The organism is Flavobacterium flavigenum, assembly GCF_027111255.2.
GTDB lineage: Bacteria > Bacteroidota > Bacteroidia > Flavobacteriales > Flavobacteriaceae > Flavobacterium > Flavobacterium flavigenum.
Window position 1 is genome coordinate 885,594 of sequence record NZ_CP114285.2, and the last position, 16,605, is coordinate 902,198.

12 protein-coding genes are annotated in these 16,605 nt (G+C 36.3%); 9 read left to right on the top strand and 3 right to left on the bottom strand.

All coding sequences use genetic code 11. From position 1 onward, the window contains the following. Positions 1-115: 115 nt before the first annotated feature. The gene (locus OZP09_RS03205) at positions 116-1,174 is read left to right on the top strand and encodes a glycoside hydrolase family 130 protein (protein WP_281310280.1); all 1,059 of its coding nucleotides are present in this window, start codon (positions 116-118) and stop codon (positions 1,172-1,174) included. Positions 1,175-1,271: 97 nt separating this feature from the next. Here the strand turns inward: OZP09_RS03205 and OZP09_RS03210 are convergent, their stop codons facing one another. Continuing rightward, on the bottom strand, positions 1,272-1,625 hold the full coding sequence (locus OZP09_RS03210; protein ID WP_269236506.1) for a hypothetical protein: 354 nt from the start codon (positions 1,623-1,625) through the stop codon (positions 1,272-1,274). 207 nt (positions 1,626-1,832) lie between these two features. Then, positions 1,833-2,957: a Fe(II)-2OG oxygenase family protein gene (locus OZP09_RS03215; protein WP_269236507.1), complete on the bottom strand. Its 1,125-nt coding sequence runs from the start codon at positions 2,955-2,957 to the stop codon at positions 1,833-1,835. Positions 2,958-3,215: 258 nt separating this feature from the next. Between OZP09_RS03215 and OZP09_RS03220 the strand changes: the two genes are divergently transcribed. Genes OZP09_RS03220 through OZP09_RS03255 form a run of 8 tightly spaced genes read left to right on the top strand, consistent with a single transcriptional unit; the run spans position 3,216 to position 14,132 of the window. Next, the gene (locus OZP09_RS03220; RefSeq protein ID WP_281310281.1) at positions 3,216-3,851 is read left to right on the top strand and encodes a nitroreductase family protein; all 636 of its coding nucleotides are present in this window, start codon (positions 3,216-3,218) and stop codon (positions 3,849-3,851) included. A 29-nt stretch (positions 3,852-3,880) separates the two neighbouring features. Further along, entirely contained in the window at positions 3,881-5,407 is a 1,527-nt protein-coding gene (locus OZP09_RS03225; protein ID WP_281310282.1) for a pyridoxal phosphate-dependent decarboxylase family protein, read from the top strand. Next, positions 5,385-7,826, top strand: a complete 2,442-nt coding sequence (locus tag OZP09_RS03230; protein ID WP_281310283.1) for a GNAT family N-acetyltransferase — start codon at positions 5,385-5,387, stop codon at positions 7,824-7,826. The genes OZP09_RS03225 and OZP09_RS03230 overlap by 23 nt, the downstream gene beginning before the upstream one ends. A gap of 18 nt (positions 7,827-7,844) precedes the next feature. Beyond that, a complete protein-coding gene (locus OZP09_RS03235) occupies positions 7,845-9,218 on the top strand; it encodes a lysine N(6)-hydroxylase/L-ornithine N(5)-oxygenase family protein (RefSeq protein ID WP_269236514.1) in 1,374 nt (457 codons plus the stop codon). A 1-nt stretch (position 9,219) separates the two neighbouring features. After that, complete coding sequence (locus OZP09_RS03240; protein ID WP_269236515.1) at positions 9,220-11,055, top strand: IucA/IucC family protein; 1,836 nt, start codon at positions 9,220-9,222, stop codon at positions 11,053-11,055. Then, positions 11,052-12,458 carry an MATE family efflux transporter gene (locus OZP09_RS03245; protein ID WP_269236516.1) on the top strand — a complete coding sequence of 469 codons (1,407 nt, stop codon included), beginning with the start codon at positions 11,052-11,054 and terminating at the stop codon, positions 12,456-12,458. Before OZP09_RS03240 ends, OZP09_RS03245 begins: the two co-directional genes overlap by 4 nt. A gap of 25 nt (positions 12,459-12,483) precedes the next feature. Next, positions 12,484-12,726 carry an acyl carrier protein gene (locus OZP09_RS03250; protein WP_269236517.1) on the top strand — a complete coding sequence of 81 codons (243 nt, stop codon included), beginning with the start codon at positions 12,484-12,486 and terminating at the stop codon, positions 12,724-12,726. A gap of 17 nt (positions 12,727-12,743) precedes the next feature. After that, complete coding sequence (locus tag OZP09_RS03255; protein ID WP_269236518.1) at positions 12,744-14,132, top strand: AMP-binding protein; 1,389 nt, start codon at positions 12,744-12,746, stop codon at positions 14,130-14,132. A 72-nt stretch (positions 14,133-14,204) separates the two neighbouring features. Here the strand turns inward: OZP09_RS03255 and OZP09_RS03260 are convergent, their stop codons facing one another. Beyond that, positions 14,205-16,544: a TonB-dependent receptor gene (locus tag OZP09_RS03260; RefSeq protein WP_281310284.1), complete on the bottom strand. Its 2,340-nt coding sequence runs from the start codon at positions 16,542-16,544 to the stop codon at positions 14,205-14,207. Positions 16,545-16,605 lie beyond the last annotated feature (61 nt).

Here is a 16,605-nt window from a genome sequence, read left to right on the forward strand (position 1 = left end):
TAATCATAATGAAGATCATGTAAAAAACAGGAATTATTATATAAACAACCAATTAAGAATTATAACTTTATTTAGGACAGTGAATACTGTTTGATAAAATTTATATACCTGTACAATGAGCGATATAGCACACCGATTTCCTGAAAATCCAATATTAATGCCTAAAGATCTGAAATCAAGCACCCCTGATTTACAAATTATCAGTCTTTTAAATCCGGGTGTTTTTGTATTTGAAAACAAAACATGGCTCCTGGTACGAGTGGCTGAGAGTATTTCGCAAAAAGAAGGTGTTATTTTTTTTCCTGTAATTAATGAATTAGGAAAAGTAGAAATTATTGAAATCCCTCTGAATGATCCTGATCTTGTAGCTACCGACGCCCGTATTGTTCAATATAAAGGCCTGGATTATTTGACTACGCTTTCACATTTACGTATTCTGTGTAGTGATGATGGTATACATTTTTATGAACCTGAAGGTTATAGTTCTTTATTTGGTTTAGGTACGCTTGAACAATTTGGTATAGAAGATGCCCGTGTGAGCAAACTGGAAGATACTTACTATATTACCTACACCGCTGTTTCTTCCAATGGAGTTGGCGTTGGATTGCGTACCACAAAGGACTGGATAAAATATGAAACAAAAGGCATGATATTTCCTCCGCATAATAAAGATTGTGCCATTTTTGAAGAAAAAATAAATGGCAAATTTTATGCGTTGCATCGCCCGTCAAGCCCACAAATTGGAGGTAATTTTATTTGGTTAGCCGAATCTTCTGACGGTGTGCATTGGGGAAACCATCAGTTTCTCGTTGGAACCAGAAAAGGACTTTGGGACAGTGCCAGAGTTGGTGCAGGTGCAGCGCCAATAAAAACAGATAAAGGCTGGCTCGAGATATATCACGGAGCAAATGCAGAACACCAATATTGCCTGGGAGCTTTTTTAATGGATCTAAATGATCCTTCAAAAGTAATTGCCCGAACATTAGAACCAATTATGATGCCTCAGGAAAATTATGAACTAAGCGGTTTTTTTGGCTATGTGGTTTTTACTAACGGGCATCTTGTAGAAGGAGACAAACTTACTATGTATTATGGAGCGGCTGATGAATTTGTCTGTGGGGCTCATTTTTCTATTGCTGAAATTTTATCTTGCCTGGTTAACGAATCCTTATAATCTTTATTACTCACTTAATTATTAATCGAATAGTTTCAAAAAAATAAAACCCGCAAAATAATTTACAGGCTTTTAAAACTAATAAGGTTAAAGTGTTTTATTTTTCTTTATTCTTAGCAGGCTTAACATCGACGCTGTCTTTTCTTACTCCTGAAGAGCTTGTATATACAGATCCATCATTAGGGTCAGGACCAGGTCCGCTCCCAGTACCAGCACTGCTGGCATTTGGGTTGTTTGTACCGGTATTAACTTTTGAGGCATTACTTCCTGCTGCATTAGCTCCATTACTTTTATCGATGTTTGTGGTATCTGAAATTATGCCTGATGTATCAACTGTAGTCTTATGTGTATCGATTTCATCGCTGTACCCGTCCTGATTATTTTTACAGGAAGAAAATATTCCCATCATAATAAGTAATAATAGGATTTTTGAATTGAATAGTGTTTTCATAATATTGATTTTAAAGCTTAAAATTCAAATTTAAATGATGAAACAGTGAATTTTTTACATAATTATTCTTTTATCTTACAGAACTAAATATTATATATCATTACTTTAAAAAACAATCATATAAATTAAAAAAAATCATAAAAAAACTCCATTACAAAATAATGGAGTATGGAAGTGTAATGAGTTTATGGTATTGACAACCTACATCTAAATTTCATCCAGATCAAATATTTTCCCTAAGTGTTCTTCCATAATAAAATAAGGATTATTGGTCTGTGTAACCGATCTGATGTGAATAAGACTTGTTTTACTCATCATTCTGAGCATCTGCCTGCGTTCACATTTTATGATTTCACCATTTTCTATACGCTGGCCGGCAACAAAAGCACTTCGTCCATGCGCGCACAAATGATTGTTTACAAAAATAAGATCTCCTGAGTTAGGAATGTAATCATTATTAATCAGCGTTTTTGCTTCGTCCCAAAAATCCATTAAGTTATTAAGAGCTTCAGATGACTGTCCTGCATTTTCATTAAATATTTGCTCAGCAGCATCGAATCGAATAAAAGGGAGTTCCCTATTGCCATACAAAACAGAAGCTAGAGGTGCAGAATCTGAAGTATCTTCATCTTCATAATTGGCATCTTTTGGACACTGATAAATAGGTTCAAATAGCTTTTCCATCACAGTATTGACCTCTCCGTGTGAGCGAATTGAATACAAAGTTGATGGCACTCTTTCTTCATTTCTCAGATAAAGAAAACTTAAAAAATCGGCCTGATGTGATAAAAAAGCGTCTTCGGTATGTACAAATAAATCGGTTTTAGAGCCTGATCCGGTCTGTGTCATAGACATATTTTCATCCGGAATTACAGCATGTAAAAGTCCTCCACCTTTTCTCTGGGCATAATACTGAACAGGTTTTGAAGGCACAGCTCCGTGCAGTAACGAACAGATAAAACCATATTTGTTTAACTTTCCGTAATCTGCTCCCTGCCAGTTAGGAGGTGTAGGCCCTAAATCTTCCTGATCGACTTCTAAAAGTCCTTTAAAGACAATCGCACCATATTGTTCAGCTGAAAAATCGGTTCCAAACTGACTCAGGATCCGGGTTATTCGTTCTGGCAATAATTGAAAAGCATGGAGATGAAGAGACGATATATATTCAGGGTTTTCATAATTGCCAAATGCTTTCACTAAAAGGCTGCCCACATTTGATAAAATATTTCTCTCCTGAGGTGTTATTTCTATTATTAAAGGCTTTGTAGGAATATCAAAAGACAATGGCTGATCAGTAGGTCTTTCAATTGAAATAATTGATTGTGATTTCATTTTTTAATCCGTTTTTAGGTTATTAAAATACAATTGAAACATTAAACACAATGCATTAAAAATAAGTATTATATGAAATTAATCTGAGATAATAATTTTATTTATGTACGGGCATTCGTATAAAATTTTTCACATTTATTTTTTTTATTCATTTTAATTTATACATTTGTTTTTACTTAGTCTAAATAAGATTTACTTACAAATATATTTTTAATTAATCTAAATAACAATAAATTTCTTGGAAAAATTTAAAAAAATATGAAAATTAAAGACAATCCCAGTAAAACCAGAGCTTCAGATTATTCTGATAAACCAAAAAAAATTTCAGAAAACATTCGGAACAGAAGAAGCATTTTTGGTGATCAATTTGTCAAGGGAGAATTGCCTGATGACCTGCTCGATGAAATTCTAATAAACGCTACCTGGGCGCCCAATCACAAAATGACTGAGCCCTGGAGATTTATTGTATTAAGAGGAAAATATCTTGAAGAATATGGCGAATACATGGCCGATTATTACAAAGAATCCTATGCAAGAGAACTCACACCTGATGCGTTAGAAAAAAAACTGGATTATCTGCGGAACTATCCTTTGAACGCAGTTTGCATGATTGGAATAATTCTGGTCCGAAACACTAAAATCAATCTTCCTGAATGGGAAGAGATTGCCGCTGTATCATCTGCTGTACAAAATATGGCGTTAACGTGTACTGCTAATACTATTGGAAGTTACTGGAGTACCAAAAATGTGGCTATTGATTACGTGAGCGAATTCGGTCTTGCTGAAAACGAAAAGTCCTTAGGTCTTCTCTATCTGGGATATTATGCGGATGATTTAAAAATATCCAAAAAGAAGAGAACTCCTTTATCCAAAAAAGTGATTTATCTGCAATAAATTATTAACAACCTTAAATAAAACCCATTATGAACAACACATTAATGAATGATGAGGCACAAAAAAAATCGGTGCTTACACCCGATCAGGATTATTATAAAGATATTTTTCATCAACATGCTAATGACGAATATGCTGAAGCCATACAATTAGCAAAAGATCGCGTTTCGGACTTTCTAAAAAACAACCGAAAACCTTTCAGCGGAATCAGACCTGATGAAATGAAAGCGAAAGTAGAAATTGTAGATTTAGACACTCCCCTTCCCGATTATGAAAGCTTATTAAATGAAGCGGATGATCTGTATGTAAAACACGCTACAGCCTACCATTTACCAGAATATATTGCGCATTTAAATTGCCCTGTGGTAATTCCGGCACTCGCAGCCGAAGTATTGATCAGCGCCATAAATTCATCTCAGGATACTTATGATCAGAGCGCCGGAGGTACTTTTATCGAACGAAAATTAATTGACTGGACCAGCAAACAAATTGGCTATTCTGAAAATGCGGATGGTATTTTTACTGCCGGAGGTTCCCAAAGCAACTTAATGGGATTATTACTGGCCAGAGATTATTTTTCTCTTGAATATCAAAAATGGAACATCAAACTTGACGGTCTTCCGCCTGATGCGAGTAAGTTTAGAATTTTTGTTTCTGATAAAGCGCATTTCAGCAATCATAAAAATGCATGGATTTTGGGTCTTGGTGAACAGTCCATTGTACACGTTGGTGTAGATTCGAGATATCGAATGGATCCTAAGCAGCTTGAAAAAGCAATTACTGCAGAAATAGAAAAAGGCAATATTCCGATTGCTATTACGGCTACAGCAGGAACAACCGATTTTGGAAATGTTGATCCATTAACTGAAATAGCCCATATTGCCAGTCGTCACAATTTATGGCTTCATGTTGACGCCGCTTATGGATGCGGATTATTGCTATCAGAAAAATACAGATATCTTTTAAACGGAATTGAACTTGCAGATTCGGTAACCATCGACTACCATAAATCTTTCTTTCAGCCGATTAGCAGCAGTGCTTTTATAGTAAAAAACAAACTGCATCTTAACATTATCAAGCACCACGCCGATTATCTGAATCCAAAAGAGCAGGATTATGATGCACTTCCGGCGCAAATCAATAAATCCATTATTCAGAGTACCCGTCGTTTTGATGCGCTTAAACTTTGGTTTACGCTCCGTTACATGGGCAAAGATAAGCTTGGGCAATACACCGACACCATCATAGAAACAGCAGAACAAACAGCCAATTACCTGGAAAATGATGAAAATTTTGAGCTTTTATGCCACTCAGATATGGGTGTATTGGTCTTCCGTTACATCAACGGTCTTGATCCGGCTAATTATTGCAACATCAATCAGTACATCAAAGAAAAATTATTTTTTAGCGGAGAAGTTCTGGTTGCCAGCACAAAAGTAAATGGAAATTTCTATCTCAAATTCACCATTTTCAATCCTTTGACTACGCTTAATGACATCAAAAACATTCTTAACCTCATTAAAAAAACCGGAAATGAATACCAACAACTCAACTAATTTTCATCAACTGGCAGAGCAGGTTAATTTTAAATCCCTGCTGAATTGTTATTGCAGGGAATTCAGGAACTGGAGCCGTTATGAAGGTATTCCGAAATACGATCCTACACTGGCAGATTATATGCAGACTATCAATCATAAATCATTTCTGCGGTTTGATTTTACTGATATCGGTCAGGAAGTTTTTGCTCCCCTAACCTACTTTTCAGAAAGCGGCGTACATTCTTTTGGTTTTCCAATTGTTGTCCGCAATAGTTCTTCAGACGATATCAAAGAGATAAGTCCATTCGATTTTGTAGAAATTGTATCAGCATTTGCTAAAACAGATTATCCAGAAATAGATTCGCTGCCAACTCAAAAACGCATGCAAAACAGTATTGATAATCTGGCTTTTTATCTTTCTGAGTATAAAAAAAGTGATCAGGCTGTCAATAGTCCTGAACAGACTTTTATTGAAGCCGAGCAATCGCTGATTTTGGGACACAGCGTACACCCTCTGCCGAAAAGCAGAGAAGGTTTTACCCACGAAGAGCTGAAAAAATATTCTCCTGAAACAGCAGGGCAATTTCCGTTGCATTTTTTCCTTATTCATCCGGATAATGTGCTCGAAAAAAGTGCTGAAGAGTATCTTATGACGAGTTATCTCAGAAATGAAATTTCAAAATATGCAGATAATAGCACTAAAGAATTACTGACTTTATATCCCGAATGGAAAGTAGTTCCAACACATCCATGGGAAGCTGAGTATTTATTAAATCAGACTGAAGTGAAAGAAATGCAGTCGAAAAAACTTCTTTTCAGTCTGGGGCAATTCGGACCATCGTATACAGCTACCTCATCGGTTCGTACAGTATACAATGCTGAAAGCGAATGGATGTATAAATTTTCACTTCATGTAAAAATCACCAACTCTTATCGTGTTAATTATCTTCATGAATTAAACCGTGGTTATGATGCCGGCAAACTCATGAAAACAGAATGGGGAAAAGGAATTAAGAAAGAGTATCCTGAAGTACAGCTTATTTGCGATCCTGCTTTTATTGCTGTGGTTTATGAAGATAAGGTAATTGATGGCTTTAGCACCAGTGTACGCCAAAATCCTTTCCATGGAACAAATGCCCGAAAAAATGTAAGCATGGTTGCCTCTTTATGTCAGGATGGTGTGCTTGGTGAATCAGCCAGAATACTGAATATCATTAACGAATCGGCAAAAAGACGGGACAAAGAAGTTACAGAAACAGCTATTGACTGGTTTAAGCAATATCTTAAAGTGACTTTACATCCGTTAGTAGGTATCTTCAATAAATACGGATTTGGAGCAGAATTCCATCAGCAAAACATCCTTATTGAATTTGATGACCATCTTTTCCCGTCTAAAATGTATTTCAGGGACAATCAGGGTTATTTTTTCCGTCAGGGAAAAGCGAAGGAATTGCAGAATCTCATTAAAGATTTTGGTGACGAAAGCCGAAATTTTATAGCAGAAAACCGAATAATTAACCTTTGGGGCTATTATTTTTTAGTGAATCACCTTTTTGGAATCGTAAATGTTTTAGGCAAAAACAAACTGGCTAATGAGTCATTACTTCTTCACATGATTTATGAAGCATTCAAAGCTGAAGAAGCAACGGATACCACAGGTCTGACTTCTCATTTTTTAAACAGCATTCAACTGTATGCAAAATGCAATCTGCTAACGAGCCTCAACAATATGGATGAAGCCAGTGCGCCAAGAACCAACCCTGCGGTATATTTGAATTATCCAAATCCTTTAAACAAATACTTTTTTTCTCAAAAGCTAATAAAGCCTAAAGGAGAAGATGTGGTTTTTAGCCGATACTTCGAAAAGGAAAATGTAACCATAACCTTGCGTCCGGTTAATCCTGAAGAGGATTTGGAAATGCTGCACGAATGGTTTCATCGTGAACATGCCTTAAAAATCTGGAAAATGAACTGGCCTGTTAAAGAGTTGGAATTGTTTTACCGAACGCTCCTTCCCGGAGATATTTCACACAGTTATATCGGCGAAGTCAATGGCGAACCTACTTTTAACATGGAAGTATATTGGGCGAACCGTGACATTGTTGGAGGTTATTATGACTCCCTACCATCCGATTACGGAACGCATCTATTTATCGCGCCAACAGATTCCAAACTAAAATTCACTTCTGCTGTAACGCAATCGATGATGGATTTTGTTTTTGCAGAATCAAAAGTCGGCAAAATGGTGGGCGAAGGAGCTGTAGATTCGATAGCATCAATGCTGAATAAAGCGCATGTTGGATTCAAAATCGAAAAAGTAATTGAAATGCCGCATAAAAAAGCCAACCTCAATTATTGCTACAGAGAATGGTATTGGGAAAAATTTCCTGCTGCCAAAGACTTTCAGAACATTCCGGTTTCAGCACCTCAGGTTTAATTAATTAAAAAAGTAACAATGAGTACAGAAAAAATATACTCGGTCATAGGTATCGGGATTGGTCCTTTTAATCTTGGTCTTGCCGCCCTTATGGAGCCGGTAGACGAACTTTCATCACTGTTTTTTGATCAGTCAGCCAGTTTTGACTGGCATCCGGGTCTGATGTTAAACAACGCCACACTTCAGGTTCCGTTTTTAGGAGATTTAGTTACAATGGCAGATCCCACAAGTCAATATACGTTCCTGAATTTTATCAAAGAAAGCGGGCGTTTGTACAAATTCTACATCCGTGAAAATTTCTTTATTTTCAGAAGAGAATACAATGAATATTGCAAATGGGTAGCTTCTAAACTTGATAATTTGAAATTCTCCCACAAAGTAGTTTCTCTGGATTATGTTGATGGTTTGTACAAAGTAGTTGTGATGAATACAGAAACCTGTATCACCTCAACCTATTATGCAGAAAAAATTGTTTTAGGAACAGGAACTTCTCCATACATTCCTGATTTTATTGAAAAAAAGGAACTGCCAAATGTAATTCATGCATCTAAATATTTATATTCCAAATCAAGAATCAAAAACAATCATTCGGTTACTATTATTGGTTCAGGTCAAAGTGCTGCAGAAGTATTTCGTGATCTTTTACCGGAAACTGAAAACGGTTTACAGCTCAAATGGTACACCCGTTCTTCCCACTTCTTCCCTTTGGATAACAAATCAAAACTGACGCTGGAACTTACCTCTCCTGAATATGTAGATCATTTTCATAGTCTGACGTACGAAAAAAGAAAACAACTTTTAGCCAGACAACACGGACTTTATAAAGGAATCGATCAGGAACTGATTAACGAAATTTTTGACAGCCTTTATGAAATGAGTTTAGAAAACAAGCCTTTGAATGTGGAATTACGCTCCAATCTGCGTCTGACAACTGTTACTGAAAATGCGGACAGTTCTTACACTATGGACTTTATTCATACCGAACTTGAACAGCCGTTTCAGGATCAGAGTGATTATATTATTCTGGCAACAGGTTACAGTTACAAAGAACCGGATATCATTAAAGGAATTGAAAACAAAATTAACCGTCTTGAAAACGGCTTATTCAATGTAAATCGCAATTATACCATTGATAAAGAGGGAAAAGACATCTTTGTTCAGAATGCAGAACTGCATACCCATGGACTTTCGACTCCTGACCTAGGCATGGGACCATATCGAAATTCCTGCATCATTAACCAACTCACCAATCGTGAGGTTTATAAAGTTGAAAAACGAATCGCCTTCCAGGAATTTGGTGTACTGAAATCAACAGATGATTTTTTACAAAAGGATGCTATGGCAAGCATCAACGAACAATTAGATATCGAGGTCTTACTAAAAACAAATTAAGATGATAACTCCTGAAAATATATTCAACGACACCAAACATCTCGACACAGAAATCTGGAATAAAGTCAACCGAAATCTGTTGGCTAAAAGTATCTCTGAACTGATGCGCGAAGATCTGGCAAAACCGGAAATCATAAGCAAACAAGAAGATGGTCTGACTCATTTTAGATTAGCAACTGATAAAGAAAATCTGCATTATACTTTTTCTGCTTATCCAAGATTTATCAATTACTGGCATATTGTAAAGGAAAGCATCCGCAGAAATGAAGACGGACAGGAATCAGGCACAATTGATGTCCCTAATTTCTTTATAGAATTTCAGGAAACTTTTGGCATAAACTCCTTTACGCTGGCCCATTATGCTGAAGAGTTATTGCATACTTTATACGCTGATGCCTTTATCCATTCTCAGAAACGTTTGTCGGCTTCGGAACTCGCAGATGCCGATTTTCAAACTATTGAACACAGTCTGGATGGACATCCATGGGTCATTGTAAATAAAGGCCGCATTGGTTTTGATTCACAGGATTATCAGAATTTCGCACCTGAATCTGGTCAGAATACACGTTTGGTTTGGGTTGCCGCTCATAAAAGCCGTACTACTTTTCGTTTATTAGAAACTATGGATCAGCAGCGTTTTTTTGAAAATGAACTGGGCAAAGAAAAAATAGACTCTTTCAGAAGTGTGCTTAATCAGGCAAATGTAAATCCTGATGATTACATTTTTATCCCGGTACATTCCTGGCAATGGCAGAATAAACTTGTGATGCAGTTTGCCCATGATATTGCTTCGAAACACCTTATTCTTTTAGGACTTTCAGACGATTTATACAGTCCGCAACAAAGTATTCGTACGTTTTTTAACCAAAGTCAGCCGCAGAGACATTATGTAAAAACAGCAATATCTATCTTAAACACCAGCCACATCAGGGGATTATGCGCCAAACAATTGTCCATTGCGCCTAAATTAACCGGTTGGATAAAAAATTTATTAGAAAAAGATTTGCATCTACAAAATATGGGTGTTGTACTCTTGGGCGAAGTCGTTTCGGTAAGTTACACACATCCAAGTTACAGTAAAATTGCAAATCCTCCTTATCAGTACAATGAGTTTTTGGGAGCGATGTGGAGAGAGAGTCCGGTTAGCTTTTTAAAGCCAGGAGAAAATCTGATGACGATGGCGGCTTTATTATATGTAGACAATCAGGACAAAAGTCTGATTCAGGAACTGATTGAAAAATCGGGACTTTCTACAGAGCAGTGGTTAAAAGCCTATATGACGGCTTATCTTAAACCTGTTTTGCAGATTTATTACCAGCATTCTCTATGCATTGATCCGCATGGGCAAAACGTCATCCTTATTTTAAAAGATTATGTGCCAACGCGTATTGCTTTGCAGGATTTTGTAGGCGATATTTTAATTAATGAAGAAGGAAAGAAAAAACTGCCTCAGGAATTCATTGAGAATATGTTTAATGCCTCTCCAAATCCTGAAAATGCCCCATTGGTTATTCTGATAGCGGTTTTTGATGCTTTTTTCAGATACCTGAGCGATGTGTTAATCACAACTACAGACTATTCGGAAGTTTCGTTTTGGAATTGTGTTTACGAAATCATCACAGAATACCAGGAAGAACATCCTGAACTACAGGATATGTTTGAAAAATATGACTTGCTTATTCCGGAGTTTAAACGCCTCATTTTTAACAGCCGACGTTTGTTTAATGGGTATGAAGAAACTTCCGGTTTTCCTCATATGAAAAAAAGCGGTTTTATCCCCAACCCTTTGTATCAGCTGGTTACATCGGAATTGGCAACTTTAAAAGAAAATTTATGAAAGAAGCCCTATTGAAAACACGTTCCTTTTTTAGCCTTTTAAGGCATTCCATTTCCGGAAAGGAAAGTAATTTTACCTCAGGCAGTATAAACAGAACGATTATTTTATTGTCTGTGCCAATGGTTGCCGAATTACTGATGGAATCTTTATTTGTCTGTTCAAACTTGTTTTTCGTTAGCAGATTAGGAACCAATGCCATTTCTATTGCCGGTGCCACTACTACTTTTATTACTTTTTGCTATTCAGTTTCTATAGGATTGGGAATTGCAGCTTCGGCTATGATTTCAAGAAGAATTGGAGAGAAAAAGTTTAAAGCAGCGGGCCAAACCGCCATGCAGGTTATTTACATCACAACTCCAATAGCTGTAATCATCAGTATCGTCTGCTCCGTGTGGACTTCAGAAATCATGAGTCTTATGGGACTCTCCCCTGCCATGGTTCAGGAAGGATATAGTTATGGAGTAGTCATGTTTGCTTCCAGCGGATTTTTGATTCTGCGAATCGTAATCAACGGAATATTTCGTGGGGCCGGTGATGCTTCTACTGCCATGCGGGTGTTATGGGTCTCAAATGCACTGAACATCATTTTATGTCCGATTTTCATTTTCGGATGGGGCGTTATTCCTGCTTTTGGTTTACTAGGAGTCGGAATCGCAACCTTAATAGCCCGATTGATCGGAGTCCTTTATCAAACATGGTATCTCATCAGAGGCAAAACCGTAATGAAAATCGGTTTGGCGCAATTGGTATTCCATTTAGAGATTTTCAAAAGAATTCTCAAATTAGCTTTTAGCGGGACCGTTCAGTTTATTATTCCTGCTTCCAGCTGGGTATTTATGATAAAAATTATGTCCCATTTTGGAGAAAATGCCCTGGCCGGATATATTTTGGCACAAAGAGTAACTTCAATTGCGACAATGCCTGCCTGGGGACTTGGAAACGCTGCCGGAATATTAACAGGCCAAAATCTGGGCGCCAGACAGCCGGAACGCGCGGAAAAATCGGTTTGGAGAGCAGGAATGCTGAATATGGGATTTTTGGTGTTTATTGCTGTCTGCTGGATATTTCTCGCAGTTCCCGTGGTAAAAATCTTTACTGATATTCCGGAAGTGATTTCTCAAAGTACGATGTATATCCATCTTATTTCGATGGCGTATGTTTTATTAGGATACACGATGGTGATCTCAAGGGCACTCAATGCTGCCGGAGAAGTAAAAGTCGTTACCTGGCTTTATATTTTGATGTTTTATATCGTACAGATTCCTTTTGCCTATTTATTGGGAATTGCTTTTGACCTGGGCTCTAATGGTGTCTTTACTGCGATACTGCTTTCAGAAATTGTATTGGCCATTGCCTGTATTATCATCTTTCGAAAGGGAAAATGGAAAACTACAAAAGTTTAATAAAAATTTAAATCAATTAAAAATTATGAATACAACAGAACAATTACACAACGTATTTGCAAGAGCTTTTGAAATACCTGTTGAAACTATAAACGATCAGTTAGAATATCAGGGAATAGCCGAATGGGATTCTATGAGTCACTTAGTATTGGTAGAAGAACTGGAAAGAACCTATAACATTTCAATAGACATGGAAGATATTCTGGATATGGGAAACGTTGAAAAAATAAAAAACCTTCTTAAAAAACACGGATTTGAAATTAATTAGCAACCAACATTAGAAACATGGAATTATATGAATTAATCTCAAAAAACGAAAATTTAATCTTTACGGATGCTGCTTCAGGTTTTTCTAAATCAATAAAAGAAATGCACCAGTCGTTGGAAATTGAAGACTTAAGATCTGTTGTTTTTATATATAATGACAATCAGTTACCGGCCATAGAGACTTTATTAAATTTTTATCAAAGCCGATTTACAATTGCACTACTCGGACAGGGAACCAATACCGATTTTAAGGAAAATTTAGAAGCAAAATATACGCCTTATTACATTTATGATCCGTCACGAAATAGTATCGAAGGTTACACTGCTGTACATGTTTCTGATACTATCACACTTTTCAGACGCAATGAAAATTCGATTTATCCAATTCATCCTAAAGTTAAGCTGCTGTTGAGTACTTCCGGAACAACCGGATCTCCAAAATTTGTTAGGCTATCTGATGAAAATCTGACAGAAAATGCTAAATCCATTCTAGACTATCAGCCTATTAAATCAGACGATGTAGTACCGCTGAATGTTCCGGTCCATTCTGTTTACGGATTGTCTATTTTTCATACCAACTGTATAAAAGCACATCAGATTGTATGTACAGATAAAGATGTTTTTCAAAAAGAATTCTGGTCAGATTTGAAGCATTATGGGTATGCTACATTGGGAGGTGTGCCCTATTTTTACGAAATGCTTCATAGCATCGGTTTCTTTAGAAAAGATCATCCATCATTACGTTATTTTACGCATGGCGGGGGAATGTTAAGCCACAAGCTGATCGAAATCATTTCAGAATATAACGAAAGATTTGACAAACAGTTCTTTGCTCAATATGGCCAGACTGAAGCCAGCGGACGCATGGCTTTTTTACCTCCAAAAGACCTGCTGAGAAAAGCAACTTCAATCGGACGCGCAATTAAAAACGGGAGTTTCGAAATAGACAATGAAACCTCTGAACTTATTTATTACGGACCCAATATTTTTGGCGGTTATGCCGAACGAAGAGCCGATCTTCAATTTTATGATCAGGAAGAAAAACTACATACAGGTGATCAGGCAAGAGTAGATAACGAAGGTTTTTATTATATTACAGGCCGCCTGAAAAGAATCGTAAAACTATTCGGTACCCGGATCAATCTGGATGAAATAGAATTGCTTCTTAAAAATACTTTGGGAGGACAAACTTTTATCTGTCTGAATATACATGACAAACATTTAGCTGTCTTATACACAGATGAAACCGTAAACAAAGAAGTAATTGTAAACGTTTTAAAGGCAAAGTTAAGCCTTCACTCCAGTTCGTTAAAAGTAATTTATTTAGATACTGTGCCACTTACTGCAAACGGAAAAGTGAATTATCCTGTTATTAAAGAATCTCTTGAATCTGAAATAGCTGTGTAAACTCTAAACTCTAAAGCAAAAAGACCTCTATCCTTATGAATAGAGGTCTTTTTTATTGAAATAATATATAGCTTAAAACTTAAACGTCAAACTTCCCAAAATAGTGGTTGGTGCCTGAGGTGCTCCCCAGGTACTCCAGTATTTTTCATTAGTCAAATTGTCAATCTTAACTCCTGCTCTCCATGTAGGCTGCTCGTAAAATACAGTTGCACTATAAATAGTATATGAAGGGATGTAGAAAGTATTAGCTGTAGTCATATAACTCTCATCTACATAATTTGCTCCAAATCCTGCACCTAAACCTTTTAATTTATTCTGAAGTTTATAAGAAGCCCAAAAATTCGCAACATGTTCAGGAGCATCTGCCGCTTTATTTCCTTCGATAGCTTTATTAGCTTCACTTGTTTTTTCGATACGGTTATCATTATACGCATAACCGGCTGTAATATCTAACCCTGGAATAGGATTCGCCAAAAATTCAAATTCAACCCCTTTACTTACTTGTTTTCCATCCTGTTGATAAACTAAATCTGCTTGTCTTATTAAGGCATTATCATTAGTGATTTCATAATAACTCACTGTTGTGCTTACTTTTTTATTGAATAATTCAGCTTTTATACCTGACTCCCATTGATTAGCATAAAGTGGTTCCGGAACAAATTGTGATGCATCAGGCTGATTAACCGGAGCTAAATTTTGAAATCCGTTCATATAATTTCCAAACAACGATAACTGATCATCAAGAAGCTCGAATACCAATCCAAATTTCGGAGATACAGATGTTTGTTTATAGCCCGCCACTGTACCGCTTTGTTGACGTTCGAAATCATCCAGACGCAAACTTGTCATAATATGTAACCTGTCTGCAATACCCATTACATAAGAAGCATAGGCACTATAGGTATTTTCGTCTCTGCCTGCCCGTATAACCGGAGCTAATAATACCGCATCAATATCTTTTTTTCTAACCGGTACAAAGTTAGTTGTCACATCAATTGTTCTGAATGGAGCTGTTGGCGTTGGTGAAGAAGAAAAAGTATCCGAATAATTTCTGTAATTTACTCCGGCAACTATTTTATGATTTAAGATACCTGTTTTGAATTCCCCATTAATATTTTCCTGAATATTAGTATAGTTACTGGATATTGGTCCAAACATCGTAGCACGAATAGTGGCTGTTGTTGGAGAAGTCCAGGTTGGCAAAACCTGATAACTGTATTCTACATTTTCACTTACATAAGAAAATAAGGTAGTTGATTTCCAGTTGTCTGATATTTGGTATTCTGACTGGACAAAAGCTTTTGAAGAGGTTGATTTAGCATCGGCATCATCATGAACCAGCGATTTTTTATAATCTAATTTGATATCGGCTGGATTTGTTACACCTGATGTAGCAGTTGCACCTGGATATAATGGTTTAGTACTTTTAGCATTATATAATTCTGCATCCAAATTAAAAGTAAGTCTGTCTGTTGCTTTAAAAGTAAGACTCGGAGTAAAAGATAAAGTATTAGAATACCCATAGTCAAGGAAACTTTTTGCTTTATTTACCCCTACGTTAAGTCTGAAAAGCACTTTTTTATCTTTGGTAAGCGGTGTATTAACATCTGCAGTAAGCTGATGTGTACCATAACTTCCGGCAGTATATCCTATCTCTGTAGCTGTAGTTTCAAAAGGTTTTTTAGTAACTAAATTGACTACACCACCAAAAGAAGAAGCTGTTGAACCAAATAAAGTTCCTGAAGGTCCTTTTAATATTTCAATGCGCTCAATATTTGCAATACCTACAGAAGAACGGCCTGACAATGTTTCCATTCCGTTTCTGGCATTAATACCAACCGTAAAACCTCTAAAAATAAGTGCAAACCCTCCAGAAGGATAATTAAGCGGCACTACTCCTGGTGCATTTCTCATTGCAGTTGTGATATCGATTGCTACCTGCTCCTGAAAAAGCTCTTTATGAATTACATTGTACACCTGAGGATTTTCAAGGTTTTTCAGTGGCATTCTTGCTACTGTTTCTGTTTTCTTCGATAATAAACTTTTTCTGCTGCTAATGATAACTTCCTGTAATTCTTTATTTGAAACTTTTAGTTGTAGATTAACCGTTGCTGTTTTATTATCTTCAACAACAACCTCCTGTTCAGAAGTTTCATAACCTGATAAAGATATTTGCAGTGTATAAGTATTGCTTTTTACTCTGTTTATTTCAAAAGTACCATCTTCATTAGTAGCAGTACTATATTTTGAGTTTTTAAGGATGATATTTACATCTGCAGCAGGTTTTCCCTCAGAAGTTGTAATTTGCCCCTTTATCTTTCCATGATTTTGTTGTGCAAAAGAAGAAATTGATATACATAAAAAGCTAATAATAAATAAAAATTGTGATGTTCTTAAACTAAGATATTTCATTGATTCTTAAATTTGGTTAGTATTTGTTTTTATTTAGAATTAATAAAAACAATGCAAAAGT

Excerpts from the sequence above, each read along its gene's own strand:
- OZP09_RS03260 (WP_281310284.1), bottom strand. The coding sequence starts at position 16,544 with ATGAAATATCTTAGTTTAAGAACATCACAATTTTTATTTATTATTAGC.
- OZP09_RS03220 (WP_281310281.1), top strand. The coding sequence starts at position 3,216 with ATGAAAATTAAAGACAATCCCAGTAAAACCAGAGCTTCAGATTATTCT.
- OZP09_RS03225 (WP_281310282.1), top strand. The coding sequence starts at position 3,881 with ATGAACAACACATTAATGAATGATGAGGCACAAAAAAAATCGGTGCTT.
- OZP09_RS03255 (WP_269236518.1), top strand. The coding sequence starts at position 12,744 with ATGGAATTATATGAATTAATCTCAAAAAACGAAAATTTAATCTTTACG.
- OZP09_RS03215 (WP_269236507.1), bottom strand. The coding sequence starts at position 2,957 with ATGAAATCACAATCAATTATTTCAATTGAAAGACCTACTGATCAGCCA.
- OZP09_RS03235 (WP_269236514.1), top strand. The coding sequence starts at position 7,845 with ATGAGTACAGAAAAAATATACTCGGTCATAGGTATCGGGATTGGTCCT.
- OZP09_RS03240 (WP_269236515.1), top strand. The coding sequence starts at position 9,220 with ATGATAACTCCTGAAAATATATTCAACGACACCAAACATCTCGACACA.
- OZP09_RS03250 (WP_269236517.1), top strand. The coding sequence starts at position 12,484 with ATGAATACAACAGAACAATTACACAACGTATTTGCAAGAGCTTTTGAA.
- OZP09_RS03245 (WP_269236516.1), top strand. The coding sequence starts at position 11,052 with ATGAAAGAAGCCCTATTGAAAACACGTTCCTTTTTTAGCCTTTTAAGG.
- OZP09_RS03230 (WP_281310283.1), top strand. The coding sequence starts at position 5,385 with ATGAATACCAACAACTCAACTAATTTTCATCAACTGGCAGAGCAGGTT.
- OZP09_RS03205 (WP_281310280.1), top strand. The coding sequence starts at position 116 with ATGAGCGATATAGCACACCGATTTCCTGAAAATCCAATATTAATGCCT.
- OZP09_RS03210 (WP_269236506.1), bottom strand. The coding sequence starts at position 1,625 with ATGAAAACACTATTCAATTCAAAAATCCTATTATTACTTATTATGATG.